Source organism: Pseudomonas sp. MF08831 (genome assembly GCF_059862645.1).
This window is the reverse complement of sequence record NZ_JCBCUX010000018.1, coordinates 50,576-64,653: the sequence shown is the minus strand read 5'-3', so window position 1 is coordinate 64,653 and position 14,078 is coordinate 50,576. Positions and strand designations below refer to the sequence as shown.

Below are 14,078 nucleotides of genomic sequence, written 5' to 3'. Positions count from 1 at the left end.
TCAGGCTTCCTTGACCTGCTGTACCCAGTTTTGCTGAGGGATCGGCAGTTCACAGGAGTCGCCACGGCCCATCGGGAAGTACTTGAAGCCTTTGCGAGCCAGGCGTTCGCCGTCATACAGGTTGCGACCGTCGAAGATCACCGGGTTTTTCAGGCGTGCGTGGATCAGGTCGAAATCCGGTGCCTTGAACTGCTGCCATTCGGTGCAAACGATCAGCGCATCGGCGCCGCTCAAGGCCGATTCCGGCGTGCCCAACAGCGTCAGGCGTGACTCGTCGCCGTAGATGCGCTGAGTTTCCTGCATGGCTTCCGGGTCAAATGCACGGACATTGGCACCCGCGGCCCACAAGGCCTCCATCAGCACACGGCTCGGTGCATCGCGCATGTCATCGGTGTTGGGCTTGAACGCCAGGCCCCACAAGGCAAAAGTCTTGCCCTGCAGGTTGCCCTTGAAGTAAGCGTTGATACGCTCGAACAGCTTGCTCTTCTGGCGCTGGTTGATCGCTTCCACGGCTTCCAGCAAGTCACTGGAGCAGTTGGCTTGCTTGGCGCTGTGGATCAAGGCGCGCATGTCCTTGGGGAAGCAGGAGCCGCCGTAGCCGCAACCGGGGTAGATGAAGTGGTAACCGATCCGCGAGTCGGCACCGATGCCCAGGCGCACGGCTTCGATGTCCGCGCCCAGGTGTTCGGCCAGCTCGGCGATCTGGTTGATAAAGCTGATCTTGGTCGCCAGCATGCAGTTGGCGGCGTACTTGGTCAGTTCGGCGCTGCGCAGGTCCATGAAGATGATGCGGTCATGGTTGCGGTTGAACGGCGCGTAGAGGTCGCGCATCACTTCACGCACTTCCTCGCGCTCGCAGCCGATGATGATGCGGTCCGGACGGCGGCAGTCGGCGACGGCCGAGCCTTCCTTGAGAAATTCCGGGTTGGAGACGATATCGAACTCCAGCTGCCGGCCGGCGGTGCGCAGGTTCTTTTCGATGTGCGCACGCAGGGTGTCGCCGGTGCCGACGGGAACGGTGGATTTTTCCACCAGGATCACCGGCTCCACGCGGTGGCGGGACACGGCATCACCCACCGACAGCACGTATTTGAGGTCGGCCGAGCCGTCTTCATCCGACGGCGTGCCCACGGCAATAAACAGTACTTCACCGTGTTCGACCGCGAGCTTTTCATCGAAGGTAAAGTGCAGGCGCCCGCTTTCCAGGTTTTCCTTGACCATGGCCGCAAGCCCCGGCTCGAAGATGGTCACATGGCCTTTCTGGAGCGACTCGACCTTGCTCTTGTCCACGTCCATGCAGATCACATCGTGACCGACTTCGGCCAATACGGTGGCCTGCACCAGACCGACGTAACCGCTACCAAATACACTGATTTTCATGGGACATTCCTGGGGCTTGCAACGCTAGCACGACGAGAGTTAATAACCAGAACACCGAGGATGACCAACGCCACCCCCAGGGTTTTTGAAAGCGAAAAAGCTTCGTGGAACACCGGCAGGCTGGCGGCCAGCAGGTAGACCAACGCGTAGCTGATGCTGAGCAGCGAATAGGCGCGACCCAGCGGCAAATGCTTGAGTGCGCCAAGCCAGCACAGCATCGACAGCGCATAGGCGATGATCGCCAGGATCACCACGCCCAAGGCGCCGAGGTCGATGGCATTGCTGTTGAACGCATTCAGCCAGTCGGCTGGCAGCGGCAGGCGCGTCATGCTCCAGCGCATGCCCAATTGGGCGGCGCTGACCAGGCCGACACTGCCAAGGGCCAGGGCAAAGCCTTGAGCCCGGCTCATACGTGACGCCCCAGCAACACCACACCGCCGATCACCAGCGCCACGCCCAGCCAGTGCCGGCCGTCGATGTGTTCATGAAAAACAAAGCGCGCCATCAGCGTGACCAGTACAAAATTCAGGCTGAGCATCGGGTAGGCGATGCCCACTTCCAGGCGCTGCAACACCAGCAGCCAGACCAGCAGGCCCAGGCCCAGGCACACCAGCGCCGACCACAGCCACGGCGAGCGCAATTTGGGCGCCCAACCCTCCGGCTGGTCGCGCCAGCTTTCCACGGCAAACTTTTGCGAGACCTGGCCCATGCACGTCAGCAGGCATGCGCCCAGCAATAGAAGCAGGGTGATCATTGCGCGGCCTGTGGGAAAATCAGGATCACAATGTTGCCTTGCTCATAGCGTTTACCGTCCTTGGGCAGCAGGTTGACTTCGGCGACTTCATCGTCACCCTTGACCCGCATGACCACACCGACAGAACCTTTCTTGCGCGCCTCGCTCATCCATTGCTGGACTTCGTGGGTATCGATCCTGCGGTGCGCGGTGTCCGGGTAGGCGATGCCGTATTTCACTTCGCCGACCGTGTTGTAGAGGCTGACGTCCGGACGCCCCATGCGCCACGACAGCGCCGAGGCCGCGCCAAGGTCATTGCTGAGCAGGGAGGCAGTGGGTTGCAGTTCGTCCAGGTGATCGATGATGAACTGGTCCGGGGTCTTGTTGTAAACCACCGAATGCGGCAAAGCGGCGGGCACCAATGCCACCAGCAGCCAGCTGCCGATCACCGGCGCGGCCCACAGTTTCAGCGGGCGCGCCGCCTGGAGCAGGTTGACCACGATCCAGCCGAACAGAAAGGTGAACAGCAGCACCAGGCTGAGGGTTTCTTCGCCGTGGTCATACACAGGCTTTTTCAATTGGAACCAGCTGAGCGCCAGCACCGCCAGAACACCCAGCGCCAGGTTCAACCAGCCGTTGATGCGCAGGGCACGGCCGTGGCCCAGGGCGAGCTTGTCGCTCAGGGTCGAGCCCATCAACAAGGCCAACGGCAGCAGGCACGGCATGATGTACGACGGCAGCTTGCCTTTGGCCAGGCTGAAAAATGCCAGGGGCATCAGCAGCCACAGCAACAGGAAGGCGGTCTGCGGTAGGCGTTTTTGCAGCCACGCCTGTTTGAGCGTGGACGGCAACAGCGCAATCCACGGCAGCGAGAACGCGACCATCAGCGGCAGGTAGAACCAGAACGGCTCGGCGTGCTGGGCGTCATCACCGGCAAAGCGCTGGATATGCTCGTGCCAGAAGAAGAAGTTCCAGTAATCCGGCTCTTGCAGGTGCACGGCCAGCGCCCAGGGCAGGCTGACGATAATGGCCACGACCACGGCAACCACGCCGTACCCGAGCAACTCACGAAAACGCTTCTGCCAGATTGCATAGGGCAGGGCGATCAACACCGGCAGCAACCAGGCCAGAAACCCCTTGGTCATGAAACCCATGCCGCAGGCAAAACCCAGCAACGCCCAGGACCCCAAGCGGCCCTGGCGGGTGCTGCTGTCAAAGCAGAACCACAGCGCAACGCCGGTCAGGTTGACCCAGAAGGTGAATTGCGGGTCCAGGTTGGCGTAGCCACCCAGCAATGCCACGCTGACAAAGCTCATGTACAGCACGGTGCTGACCAGGCTTTTTTGCGGGTCATTCCACAAGCGGCGCGACACCAGGTAAACCAGCAGAATGCTCAGCCCGGTGCTCAGGGCCGAAGCAAAGCGCACACCGAACAGGTTCTGACCGAAGATCGCCTGGCCCAGCGCGATCATCCAGTAGCCGGCAGCGGGTTTCTCGAAGTAGCGGATGCCCATGAAATGCGGCGAGGCCCATTTGCCGGTCAACAGCATTTCCTGGCTGATCTGCGCGTAACGGGTCTCATCGGGAATCCACAGGCCGTGGCTGGCCAGCGGTAACAGGTAAAACACGCCAAACGCCAACAGGAGCAGGGGCAGTGCCCAGCGCCGGATCATGCCTGCTGCACTCCGAGCCAACCCTCACGGCCGCTCAACGCGCCGCGCACCAGGTGTTGCTGGGGCAGGGTGGTCACATCCGCGGGCAGCAGGTCGCCCAGGGGTTTAAAGTCGATGCCGCGCTGCCCGGCCTGGGCCAGCAACTGGCGAAAAACATCAGCCATCAGAATCCCTTCTACTTCTGCGTGGATCGTGTAGACGTTCAGCTTCGACGCGTTAAACCGGTCAAGAATGAAGCTGTTGAAGTCTTTGGCAGCCACTACCGGCCCGACCACTTCGTCGAAGGTCGGCAGGTCTACCGGAATTTGTGGGGTGCCCGCACTGCCATCGGCCAAGGTCGGACGAAACAGGCTGGTGCCCCGGCAATCGCTGTTGTAGCGAAAGTTGAACGTTTGCTTGGCTTGCACCACGCGCTCATCGGCACGCCAACCGGCGGCCGCTGAACAGTCGATGCGTTCACCCAGAATGTCGCTCAGGGTGTCTACGCCACGACGGATCTGCTCGATGAGCTGTGCCTCGCTCCAGCGCCCGGTGTTGGCCTGCCAGCCGTGGTGATCCCACGCGTGCAGGCCGACTTCATGGCCGGCCGCCTTGGCCTGGCGCATCAAGTGCCCCAGGTCACGGCCAATCGGTTTGCCCGGCCAGGCGGTCCCGGCCAGCAAGATATCCCAGCCATACAGCCCGGCGGCATTGGAACGCAGCATCTTCCACAGAAATTGCGGGCGGATCAGGCGCCACAAGTGGCGCCCCATGTTGTCCGGCCCAACGCTGAAGAAGAACGTCGCTTTAACCCCGGCTTCATCCAGGGATTCGAGCAACCGCGGCACACCTTCACGGGTGCCACGGTAGGTGTCGACGTCAATGCGCAAGCCTGCCTTCATTACTTCTTGTCCGCGATTTCGAGCATGGCTTCCTTGAGGAAGAAGTCCAGGGTGTTGCCGATGGTTTCGCTCATCTCAACGGTAGGCTCCCAGTTCAGCAGGCGCTTGGCGTTTTCGATGCTTGGCTTGCGGTGTGCCACGTCCTGGTAACCGGTGCCGTAGAACGCCTTGCTCTCTACGTCGCGGAAACCGGCGAACGGCGGGAAGTTGCTGCGCAGCGGGTGAGCTTCGAACTGACGCAGCAGTTCTTCGCCCAACTGACGGATGCTGGCTTCGTTTTCCGGGTTACCGATGTTGATGATCTGACCGTTGCAGTTGTCATTGTCGTTATCAATGATGCGCGCCAGGGCTTCGATGCCGTCGGCGATGTCAGTGAAGCAGCGCTTCTGCTCGCCACCGTCGAACAGACGGATCGGCGTGCCTTCCACCAGGTTCAGGATCAACTGGGTGATGGCGCGGGAGCTGCCGATACGCGCAGAGTCCAGACGGTCAAGGCGCGGGCCCATCCAGTTGAACGGACGGAACAGGGTGAACTTCAGGCCTTTGTCGCCGTAGGCCCAGATCACGCGGTCCAGCAGTTGCTTGGAGACCGAGTAGATCCAGCGCTGCTTGTTGACCGGACCGACGACCAGGTTGGAGGTGTCTTCGTCGAAATACTGGTCCTGGCACATGCCATAGACTTCGGAGGTCGACGGGAAGATCACGCGCTTGTTGTACTTGACGCAGTAGCGAACCAGTTTCAGGTTCTCTTCGAAGTCCAGTTCGAACACGCGCAGCGGGTTGCGGGTGTATTCGATTGGCGTGGCGATGGCCACCAGCGGCAGGACCACGTCGCACTTCTTGATGTGGTACTCGATCCACTCGGAGTGAATGCTGATGTCGCCTTCCACGTAATGGAAGTTCGGGTGGCTGCGCAGGCGCTCGATGGCGTCGGAGCCGATGTCCAGGCCGTAGATTTCGTAACGGTCGTCACGCAGCAGGCGCTCGGACAGGTGGTTACCGATAAAGCCGTTCACACCCAGGATCAGTACGCGGGTACGGCGTGGCTTGCGGCCGGACTCGGCACCGCGCAGCACGGAACCGTCCACCAGGCCCAATTCATCCGCCAGCGAAGGGCCGGCCAGGTACAGGCCGTTTTCGTTGCGCTGGCCGAACTTGACCACCAGCGAGTCTTCGCCGCAGGCAATGCGCAGCGGGTTGACGCTGATTACGCGGCCTGGGGCCAGGCCTTCGTTGCCCTTGACCACTTCAGCGTGCCAAACGATCAGTTTGTGCTCGCCCACAGCGCAGAAGGCGCCCGGGTACGGTTGGGTGACGGCGCGAACCAGGTTGAACAGCTCTTCAGCCGGCTTTTTCCAGTCCAGCTTGCCATCGGCAGCGGTGCGGCGGCCAAAGTAGGTGGCCTTGGTTTCGTCCTGTGCGGTTTCAGCCAGTTTGCCCTGGGCCAGTTGCGGCAGTGCGTCGCGCAGCAGGCTGGTGGCGGCGTCACGCAGCTTGGCGTGCAGGGTCAGGCCGGTGTCGGTACGGTCGATGACGACTTTCTGCTGGGCCAGGATCGGGCCGGCATCGGCGCGCTTGACCATACGGTGCAGGGTCACGCCGGTTTCGGTTTCGCCGTTGACCAGCACCCAGTTGGCCGGTGCGCGGCCACGGTATTGCGGCAGCAGGGAGCCGTGCAGGTTGAACGCGCCTTTTTTGGCGGTGGCCAGCAAGGCTTCGCTCAGCAGGTTGCGGTAATAGAACGAGAAGATGAAATCCGGGTTCAGCTTGGCGATGCGCTCGATCCACAGCGGGTGGTTGGCGTCTTCCGGTGCGTGCACCGGGATGCCGTTGCGGGCGCAGAGTTGGGCGACGGAACCGTAGAAATTGTTTTCCTTGGGGTCGTCGGCATGGGTGAACACGGCAGCAATGTCGTAGCCGGCGGTCAGCAGGGCTTCAATGCCTGCACAGCCAATATCGTGATAAGCGAAGACAACAGCTTTTGAATTCATGACGAAACCTGATCGGAAGGAGAAGTAGAAGTGGAGGTATGGGAGGACACCAGGCCGTCAACAACGACCACTGGAGCCGGTGCTGCCGGTTGGTTGCGCAGCACTTTTTCAATGAAGAAACGGGGGCGGGCGCGTACATCGCTGTACATGCGACCCAGGTATTCACCCAACAGGCCCATGCCGATGAACTGGCCACCGGTGAACACGAACAGCACCGCGAACAGCACGAACATGCCATCGCCAGCCCACTGTGCACCAAAGGCCAGGCGCAGGATGACCAGCGCAAAGGCGAACAGCACGCCGAGGGCGGCCAGGCTGAAACCGACAATCGACAGCAGGCGCAGCGGCGTGGTGGTCATGCACGTCAGCAGGTCGAACATCAGGCTGATCAGGCGCATGGCGCTGTATTTGGATTCGCCGTGCTCACGCTCGGCGTGATGCACCAGGATTTCCGTGGTGTGGCGGGCAAAACCGTTGGCCAGGATCGGGATGAAGGTGCTGCGCTCGCGGCAGGCCAGCATGGCGTCGACGATGGTGCGCCGGTAAGCGCGCAGCATGCAGCCGTAGTCGGTCATGGCCACGCCGGTGGAGCGTTGCACGGCCAGGTTGATCAGGCGCGAAGGCCAGCGGCGGAACGCCGAGTCCTGGCGGTTATTGCGCACGGTGGCGACCACGTCGTAGCCCAGGGCGGCTTGTTCGACGAGGCGCGGGATTTCTTCCGGCGGGTTTTGCAGGTCGGCGTCGAGGGTAATTACCACTTCGCCACGGCACTGCTCGAAGCCGGCCATGATCGCCGCATGCTGGCCGTAGTTACGGTTGAGGATCACCGCCACTACATGGCTGCCTTCTTGCGCGGCAGCGTCTTCCAGCAATTGGGCCGAATTGTCGCGACTACCATCATCGACCAGGATGATTTCGTATTCGTAGGCCAGTTGCTTGCAGGCTGCGCTTGTGCGACGCAGCAATTCAGGCAGGCTCTCTTGTTCGTTGTAGACCGGGATGACGATCGACACGCAATGAATAGGGTAGGGTTTCAAAGATTCATGACCTCGGGGCTAGAGCAGGTTGGCGCGTGAAAACAGCAGTCATCGGCGGCTGAAGGTGCAGAAAACTGATTAAACATAGCGTGGGTTTGCGGTGTTCATTCGACCTTCCTGAGACTGGCAATAATTTCTTCCATGGGCAAGCGTAGTAAAGACGAAATGTCTCAAAGGTAAAGCGTAATCAACAAGTTAGTCCGATAACACGCGCCTCGTTCTCAAGTCCTGGGGCCAAGATTAAGCGGAAAAATGTTGAACGAATATGAAAGGCGGATGAAAAACTCGTTTATTTGACAGGTAGACAGCTAGGGTTCAGCTAAGTAACTGAGGCGCCAGGGGATACCTTGAACCGGTAAAACCGTGGCGTTTTTTGCAGCTTGCAGTGTGCCGCCGGTTTTATTCAACAAACTTCTCTGCATTGCCCCTCAAGTGCCGGTAAAGTAAGCCATCTCTTGCCAGGGTACTCGGATGAATAGCGTGCAGCTTTTACGCGGCCAGTTGCGGCCTGCGTTGATGGGATTGTTGATGGCTGTGGCCTGCGTCACGACCGTGCGCGCCGATGATGGCGTGGCGCTCACCTCTGTCGATCAGGTGCCCGAAGGCGTCGAAGTGCGCGGCAAACAGGTCGCGGCCTACACCTGGGACGACAGCCAGGGCAAGAACCTGCTGGTGCTCGCCGAACAGGTCAGCGAACGCGATGACGATGGCACCCAGTCGGCGTTCGTCTACGCCGCGCAATACCTGCTCGCTGGCGATCATCCCAAGCGCGTGTGGATGCTCTATGACGATGTGCAGCATTGCCAGTTCGACGCCGCGCTGCGTTTTGACATGGCGGCCACCAAAGTCACCGACCTCACCGGCGACGGCATCACCCAGGCCACGGTGGGCTATTCGCGCACGTGCACCAGCGATGTCAGCCCGAACGAATTCAAACTGATCATGCACGTTGGCAAATCCCAGAAGTACCGCCTGCGCGGCGTCGATCGCGTTGGGGCGAGCTGGTGGGACGAGGAAGCCGGCGCCTTGCGGGGCATGCCGCTGCCCAAGGATTGCAGCGTGGCGGCGCAGCAGGCGCTGGTCAGTCAGTACAAGGAGCAGGGCACCGAGTTACCTCTGCCGGGCTGCTATGGCGATGAAAAGGACTTTGCCAAGGCGCCGGACAGTTACCTGGCGTTCATGCGCCAGCATTGGTTCGCGCTGATGCAGAAGCAGGACACCGAGTGGAGTCAATCCCAGACCCAGCCTCAGCCCGACGACGCTACCGGGGATGACGAAACGGCCCCGTGATTTGGTGCCAGGGCCGGTCCTGCGCTAGACTCGGCCTTCGCCAATTCACTAAATACCTCGATTAAACAATGGCTTGATCGAGGTATTTAATCCAAAGGCTGATCTACCTTGACTGAGTCCATCCGCAACCCGCTGACCCTTTACCTCACTCGCCTCGCGCCCTCCAGCCAACTGACCATGCGCTACGTGCTGCAGGACGCCGCCGACCGCCTGGGCTTCGAAGACATCAACCTCGAAGACATCGACTGGCACCTGCTGCAACCGGAACACGTGATTTCCCTGGTCGCCGCGCTGCGCGAGGACGGCTACGCGCCCAACACCTCTTCGCTGTATGTGAATGCCGTGCGTGGGGTGATGAACGAAGCCTGGCGCATGAGCCTGATCAGCCAGGACCACCTGCTCAAGATGCGCTCGGTCAAGGCGGCGCCCGGGACCCGGCTGGGCCAGGGGCGCAATTTGCGCCGCAGCCTGATTCGCGAACTGATGGAAGTCTGCGCTGCCGACCCGCGCCCTCAGGGCCTGCGGGATGCGGCGGTGATCGGCATTTTGTATGGCTCGGGCATGCGCAAGTCAGAGTCGGTGAACCTCGACCTGGCGCAGATCAACTTCGAGGAACGCAGCCTGCGCGTGACCGGCAAAGGCAACAAGGCGTTGATCAAGTACGCGCCCGCCTGGGCATTTGAAAAGCTGACAGCCTGGCTGGACTTTCGTCGCGAGCAGCTCAAGGACGGCGAGCAGGACGATACGTTCCTGTTCAACCGCATTCGCCGGGGCAGCCATATCACCCGTGAGCGCATTACCAAACACGCGATTTATTACATCGCCCGTCAACGCGGCGAACAGGTTGGCGTGAAAATCATGCCGCATGACTTCAGGCGTTCGTTCATCACCCGGGTGATTGAGGAGCATGACCTGTCAATCGCGCAGAAACTCGCGCACCACAGCAATATCCAGACTACCGCCAGCTATGACGTACGCGACGACAATGAGCGGCGGCGCGCCGTGGACCGGTTTGATTTATAACTTCAGTCAACCATGTGAGAGGGGGCTTGCTTCCGAAGATGCAGGGTCAGCGACTCACTGACTGACCCAGCGCTATCGGGAGCAAGCCCCCTTCGTTACTTGGTGGTGTACGGGGTTTAAAGGATTGGCTTGCCGCCGGTGACCGCGTAGCGCGAACCGGAGATATAGCTGGCTTCATCCGAGGCCAGCAACACATAGATCGGCGCCACTTCTACCGGCTGGCCGGGGCGCCCCAGTGGGGTTTCGCTGCCAAAGCTCTGCACGTCTTTGTCCGTCATGGTCGCTACGATCAGCGGTGTCCAGATCGGGCCCGGCGCTACGCTGTTGACCCGAATGCCTTTGTCACCCAGCAATTGCGCCAGGCCGCCGGTGAAATTGGCAATGGCGCCCTTGGTGGCGGCATAGGCCAACAGCGTTGGCTTGGGCATGTCGGAATTGACCGAACTGGTATTGATGATCGAACTGCCGGCTTTCATGTGGGGCAGGGCGGCCTTGCAGATGCGAAACATCGCGGTGATGTTGATATCGAAGGTCCGCACCCATTCCTCGTCTTCGATCTCTTCGAGGGTTTCGTGGGTCATCTGGAACGCGGCGTTGTTGACCAGCACGTCGATGCGCCCGAACTGTTCGACGGTCTTGTCGACCAGCGCCTGGCACGTGGCCTTTTGGGCAATATCGCCGGGCAGCAACAGGCACTGGCGGCCCGCTTCTTCAACCCAGCGTGCGGTCTCCTTGGCGTCCTCATGCTCGTCCAGGTAAGCGATGGCCACATCGGCGCCTTCACGGGCAAACGCAATGGCGACGGCGCGGCCAATGCCGCTGTCGGCACCGGTGATCAGTGCGATTTTGTTGGCCAGCCGGCCCGAGCCCTTGTAGCTCTTCTCGCCGCAGTCGGGGTACGGGTCCATTTTCTTCTGGAAGCCGGGTACGGATTGGGCTTGGGGGGCGAAGGGTGGGCGAGGGTAGTCAGTCATCTCAGTCTCCATAGGTCTTCAAGGGTGCTATGGAGTTAGTAGTTTTGCCGGCGGCGATAGTTGTAGTGAATGTCGGGCAAGCCCGACGAATGGTTTTCAGCCAGCCGCAGGCAAGAACTCAAGGCCTGGCAGCTCCAGCGTCGGAACGAGCCGGCTCAGGCGCTCGTACAGTTCACGCAACGTGTGGGCGTGGCGGCTCGCTCTGGGCCAGACCAGATAGTAGCCATCACCCGAGGCGACGGCCGTTGCGCAGGGCAGCGTGATCAGGCCGTCGCGCACATCGTTGGCCACCAGGTGCAGGTCGCCGATCGAGACACCATGGCCGCGTATGGCAGCCGAAATCGCCTGGTCTAGCGTATCGAAGACCTTGCCACGGTCCAGGTCGATACGCGCGTCAGACGGTTGGGCGGCCAGCCAGCGTCGCCAGTCCCTGCGGTCGGCAGTGGGGTGGATGAGTTCGGCCTCGGCCAGGTCAGTGTGCACCCAGCCGGGCGCGCAAATGGGGATCAACCATTCATCAAACAGTTTGTGTGCGTGCACATCGGCGCCGAACTGACCGTTGCCGAGCAAAATCGCGCAGTCGTAAGGCTCTGCGTAAAAGTCCACGCTGTCGAAATCCATCCAGACACTTGCCAGCTGTATCGCCATTTCAGGCGCGCTGAGCTTGAGGAGGTCCAGCGTGTGCAGCAGCCAGCGCATGGTCAGCGTCGATGGAGCCTTCAAACGTAAATCGCCAGTGCCAGCCCGGAAAGGCGCGCACGCCTGTTCGATGATGCGAAAGCCGACCTTGAGTTCCTGCGCAAGCCGTTCGCCCGCAACGGTGAGTTGCAGTCGAGGCCCGAGGCGTTCGAACAAGCGACAGTTGAGGAGGCCCTCGAGGGTTTTGATATGGCGGCTGACCGCACTTGGAGTCAACGACAAGGCTTGCGCCGCGCGTGTAAACGAAGACGTGCGGGCCGCCACTTCAAAGGCGCGCAGGGCATACAGTGGTGGAAGGCGTTCGGCCATGGAGGGGCAGTCATTGTGATTAAAACTCATAGTAGGGCACAGGCTTTTACGTTTTTCAACGCGCGCGGCCTGGCGCAAGCTCACACGCCTCACTTCACAAGGCGTTTAAGCACGATGAATAGCTCGTTACTTCTGATTTATGTCTTCAGCGTAGTGGCCCTGATTGTCACGCCCGGGCCGGTGGTGGCGCTGATCATCACTACCAGCCTGCAATCCGGAAGCCGGCGCGCGCTGTTGACGGCGGCGGGCACCAACCTGGCGTCGCTGATCCTGGCTCTGGTAGCGGTACTGATTTTGTCGGGGAGTTTTTCCGTCAGTCCAGGCTTGCTGAGCGCGATCAGCTTTGTGGGCTGCCTGTTCATCTTGTACCTGGCGGTCCAGGGGCTGCGTTATCCACCTGGGCCAGGTGTCCAGACCCGCTGCGCGCGCAGCGGTGTCGGCACGGGTTTTCTGGTGGGAATTTCCAACCCCAAGGACATCATTTTCTTCGTCGCCTTCTTTCCTCAATTCATCCATGCGGCGGACTCGTTCAGTGCCAGCGTGGCGTGGTTGACCGGGTTGTGGGTGCTTATCGACTTTGCGGTGCTGGCGGGGTACATCGCCCTCGCACGCCAGGCGTTCGCGCTGAAATATCGCGCGACTATCAACCGCGTGGCGTGCCTGGTGCTGCTGGCCGTGGCCCTGATGGGTATCGTGCATTCAGGGCGTTTGCTGCTGGGATGACGATGCGTATCAGCTGCGTGGCGAAGGCTGTAGATGCACGGGCAAGCGGCGCAGTGTCCACCAGGTGGTCAGCATGGCCGCGACTGCGCACAGGGCGATGCCGATCAACATCGGTGCCGGCGTATGGTCGGCGTACAACCCGATCAGGGTCATGGACGCGGCAGCGGTGATCATCTGGATAGCGCCCAACAGGGCCGACGCGGAACCCGCAACGGCGCCGTGGTCCTCCAGGGACAACACGCCGGCCGCTGGCAACAGCAGGCCGAGAAAGCCAAAGCCGATAAACAGCAGCGTCATCATTACCGCCAGGTGATTGCCCCACAGCGTGGTGGTGGCCAGCAGCACCATGATCGCCGCCACCGCCATGACCGACCAACGAATCACCGGCGCCAGACCAAAGCGCGCGCTCAGGCGCGCGGTCATTTGGCTCATGGCGAAGAACGACGCGGCATTGAGCGCAAAGCACAGGCTGAATTGCGTCGGCGTCAGGCCGAAATATTCGATGTACACAAACGGCGCGCTGCCGATGAACACAAAGAAGGTCGCCAGTCCGAAGCCGCTGACCACCGCCAAGCCGATAAACACCGGGTCGCGCAGCAGTGCGCCGTAACTGCCGATGGCGGTGCCCAGGGTCTTGCCCAATCGGCGCTCGGCCGGATGGGTTTCCGGCAACTGCACAATGATCATCACCAGGCACAGCACGGACACCACAGCCAGTACGGCAAACACTTCGCGCCAACTCCAGAGTGAAATCACCACGCTGCCGGCCAACGGCGCCAGGATCGGCGACACGCTCATCACCAGCATCAGCAAGGCCATCAGGCGCGCGGCTTCGTGGCCGGTGTACAGGTCACGAACAATCGCCCGCGGGATGACCATGCCGGCGCACGCGCCGAAGGCTTGCAGGGCGCGAAAGCCGATCAGTACTTCGATGCTCGGTGCCAGGGCACAGCCGACACTGGCCACGGCAAAAATCACCAGGCCGGCGTAGATCGGCGGCTTGCGCCCGTACACATCGCTGAGGGGGCCATAGAACAGCTGGCACACGCCGATGATCATGAAGAACACCGTCAGGCTCATCTGCACCGCCGCCGGCGAGGCCTGCAGGCTGGCGCCAAGGGTGGGCAGAGCGGGCAAGTAACTGTCGATGGCGAAGGGGCCGATGGCGGTGATCAACCCCAGCAACAGGGCGAGGTGGGCGATGCTTCGAGACATGGGGTGTTCCGGGTGACGGCGAAAGATCGGCCAGCTTAGAGAGCCGCCCGAGGGGTTACAAGGTGGCGTTTACACAGGGGCTACATTTTTGGCCTTGAGCCTGTCGAGGCCGCCCATTCGGGCTGACCATTGATCTTTGCGCTGAAAAAT

The 14,078-nt window shown here is 61.1% G+C and carries 13 protein-coding genes; 3 read left to right on the top strand and 10 right to left on the bottom strand.

Annotated features, from left to right (window positions below):
• From AC19YS_RS28365 to arnC, 7 genes are read right to left on the bottom strand one after another with little or no spacing between them, the layout of a single operon-like run.
• On the bottom strand, positions 1 to 1,380 hold the full coding sequence (locus tag AC19YS_RS28365) for a UDP-glucose dehydrogenase family protein (RefSeq protein WP_106579201.1): 1,380 nt from the start codon (positions 1,378 to 1,380) through the stop codon (positions 1 to 3).
• Positions 1,377 to 1,790 carry a 4-amino-4-deoxy-L-arabinose-phosphoundecaprenol flippase subunit ArnF gene (arnF, locus tag AC19YS_RS28360; RefSeq protein ID WP_169366723.1) on the bottom strand — a complete coding sequence of 138 codons (414 nt, stop codon included), beginning with the start codon at positions 1,788 to 1,790 and terminating at the stop codon, positions 1,377 to 1,379. The genes AC19YS_RS28365 and arnF overlap by 4 nt, the downstream gene beginning before the upstream one ends.
• Positions 1,787 to 2,134: a 4-amino-4-deoxy-L-arabinose-phosphoundecaprenol flippase subunit ArnE gene (gene arnE / locus AC19YS_RS28355; RefSeq protein WP_106579203.1), complete on the bottom strand. Its 348-nt coding sequence runs from the start codon at positions 2,132 to 2,134 to the stop codon at positions 1,787 to 1,789. Before arnE ends, arnF begins: the two co-directional genes overlap by 4 nt.
• Entirely contained in the window at positions 2,131 to 3,786 is a 1,656-nt protein-coding gene (gene arnT / locus AC19YS_RS28350; RefSeq protein ID WP_106579204.1) for a lipid IV(A) 4-amino-4-deoxy-L-arabinosyltransferase, read from the bottom strand. The genes arnE and arnT overlap by 4 nt, the downstream gene beginning before the upstream one ends.
• Positions 3,783 to 4,667, bottom strand: coding sequence for a 4-deoxy-4-formamido-L-arabinose-phosphoundecaprenol deformylase (gene arnD, locus AC19YS_RS28345; RefSeq protein WP_500603168.1), 885 nt, complete (start codon positions 4,665 to 4,667; stop codon positions 3,783 to 3,785). The genes arnT and arnD overlap by 4 nt, the downstream gene beginning before the upstream one ends.
• The gene (gene arnA / locus AC19YS_RS28340) at positions 4,667 to 6,658 is read right to left on the bottom strand and encodes a bifunctional UDP-4-amino-4-deoxy-L-arabinose formyltransferase/UDP-glucuronic acid oxidase ArnA (RefSeq protein WP_119740370.1); all 1,992 of its coding nucleotides are present in this window, start codon (positions 6,656 to 6,658) and stop codon (positions 4,667 to 4,669) included. The genes arnD and arnA overlap by 1 nt, the downstream gene beginning before the upstream one ends.
• Positions 6,655 to 7,695, bottom strand: a complete 1,041-nt coding sequence (gene arnC / locus AC19YS_RS28335) for an undecaprenyl-phosphate 4-deoxy-4-formamido-L-arabinose transferase (RefSeq protein WP_169366720.1) — start codon at positions 7,693 to 7,695, stop codon at positions 6,655 to 6,657. The genes arnA and arnC overlap by 4 nt, the downstream gene beginning before the upstream one ends.
• Before the next feature lie 471 nt (positions 7,696 to 8,166).
• On the opposite strand from arnC, the gene AC19YS_RS28330 reads away from it, so the two are divergent.
• Both AC19YS_RS28330 and AC19YS_RS28325 read left to right on the top strand, forming a co-directional pair.
• Positions 8,167 to 8,985: a M949_RS01915 family surface polysaccharide biosynthesis protein gene (locus AC19YS_RS28330; protein WP_119740374.1), complete on the top strand. Its 819-nt coding sequence runs from the start codon at positions 8,167 to 8,169 to the stop codon at positions 8,983 to 8,985.
• A gap of 108 nt (positions 8,986 to 9,093) precedes the next feature.
• A complete protein-coding gene (locus AC19YS_RS28325) occupies positions 9,094 to 10,008 on the top strand; it encodes a site-specific integrase (protein ID WP_500603166.1) in 915 nt (304 codons plus the stop codon).
• Between the two features lie 116 nt (positions 10,009 to 10,124).
• On the opposite strand, the gene AC19YS_RS28320 is transcribed toward AC19YS_RS28325, so the two are convergent.
• Positions 10,125 to 10,982 carry an SDR family oxidoreductase gene (locus tag AC19YS_RS28320; RefSeq protein ID WP_500603165.1) on the bottom strand — a complete coding sequence of 286 codons (858 nt, stop codon included), beginning with the start codon at positions 10,980 to 10,982 and terminating at the stop codon, positions 10,125 to 10,127.
• 96 nt (positions 10,983 to 11,078) lie between these two features.
• Positions 11,079 to 11,990 carry a LysR substrate-binding domain-containing protein gene (locus AC19YS_RS28315; RefSeq protein ID WP_200625224.1) on the bottom strand — a complete coding sequence of 304 codons (912 nt, stop codon included), beginning with the start codon at positions 11,988 to 11,990 and terminating at the stop codon, positions 11,079 to 11,081.
• A 114-nt stretch (positions 11,991 to 12,104) separates the two neighbouring features.
• On the opposite strand from AC19YS_RS28315, the gene AC19YS_RS28310 reads away from it, so the two are divergent.
• Positions 12,105 to 12,713, top strand: coding sequence for a LysE family translocator (locus AC19YS_RS28310; protein WP_500603164.1), 609 nt, complete (start codon positions 12,105 to 12,107; stop codon positions 12,711 to 12,713).
• A 9-nt stretch (positions 12,714 to 12,722) separates the two neighbouring features.
• Here AC19YS_RS28310 and AC19YS_RS28305 read toward each other — a convergent pair whose 3' ends face one another.
• Entirely contained in the window at positions 12,723 to 13,928 is a 1,206-nt protein-coding gene (locus AC19YS_RS28305; protein WP_500603163.1) for a multidrug effflux MFS transporter, read from the bottom strand.
• Between the last annotated feature and the right edge of the window lie 150 nt (positions 13,929 to 14,078).

Coding starts and splice junctions, on each gene's coding strand:
- arnT (WP_106579204.1), bottom strand. CDS start 3,786: ATGATCCGGCGCTGGGCACTGCCCCTGCTCCTGTTGGCGTTTGGCGTG.
- AC19YS_RS28320 (WP_500603165.1), bottom strand. CDS start 10,982: ATGACTGACTACCCTCGCCCACCCTTCGCCCCCCAAGCCCAATCCGTA.
- arnE (WP_106579203.1), bottom strand. CDS start 2,134: ATGATCACCCTGCTTCTATTGCTGGGCGCATGCCTGCTGACGTGCATG.
- arnF (WP_169366723.1), bottom strand. CDS start 1,790: ATGAGCCGGGCTCAAGGCTTTGCCCTGGCCCTTGGCAGTGTCGGCCTG.
- AC19YS_RS28310 (WP_500603164.1), top strand. CDS start 12,105: ATGAATAGCTCGTTACTTCTGATTTATGTCTTCAGCGTAGTGGCCCTG.
- AC19YS_RS28315 (WP_200625224.1), bottom strand. CDS start 11,990: ATGGCCGAACGCCTTCCACCACTGTATGCCCTGCGCGCCTTTGAAGTG.
- AC19YS_RS28365 (WP_106579201.1), bottom strand. CDS start 1,380: ATGAAAATCAGTGTATTTGGTAGCGGTTACGTCGGTCTGGTGCAGGCC.
- AC19YS_RS28305 (WP_500603163.1), bottom strand. CDS start 13,928: ATGTCTCGAAGCATCGCCCACCTCGCCCTGTTGCTGGGGTTGATCACC.
- arnA (WP_119740370.1), bottom strand. CDS start 6,658: ATGAATTCAAAAGCTGTTGTCTTCGCTTATCACGATATTGGCTGTGCA.
- AC19YS_RS28330 (WP_119740374.1), top strand. CDS start 8,167: ATGAATAGCGTGCAGCTTTTACGCGGCCAGTTGCGGCCTGCGTTGATG.
- arnD (WP_500603168.1), bottom strand. CDS start 4,667: ATGAAGGCAGGCTTGCGCATTGACGTCGACACCTACCGTGGCACCCGT.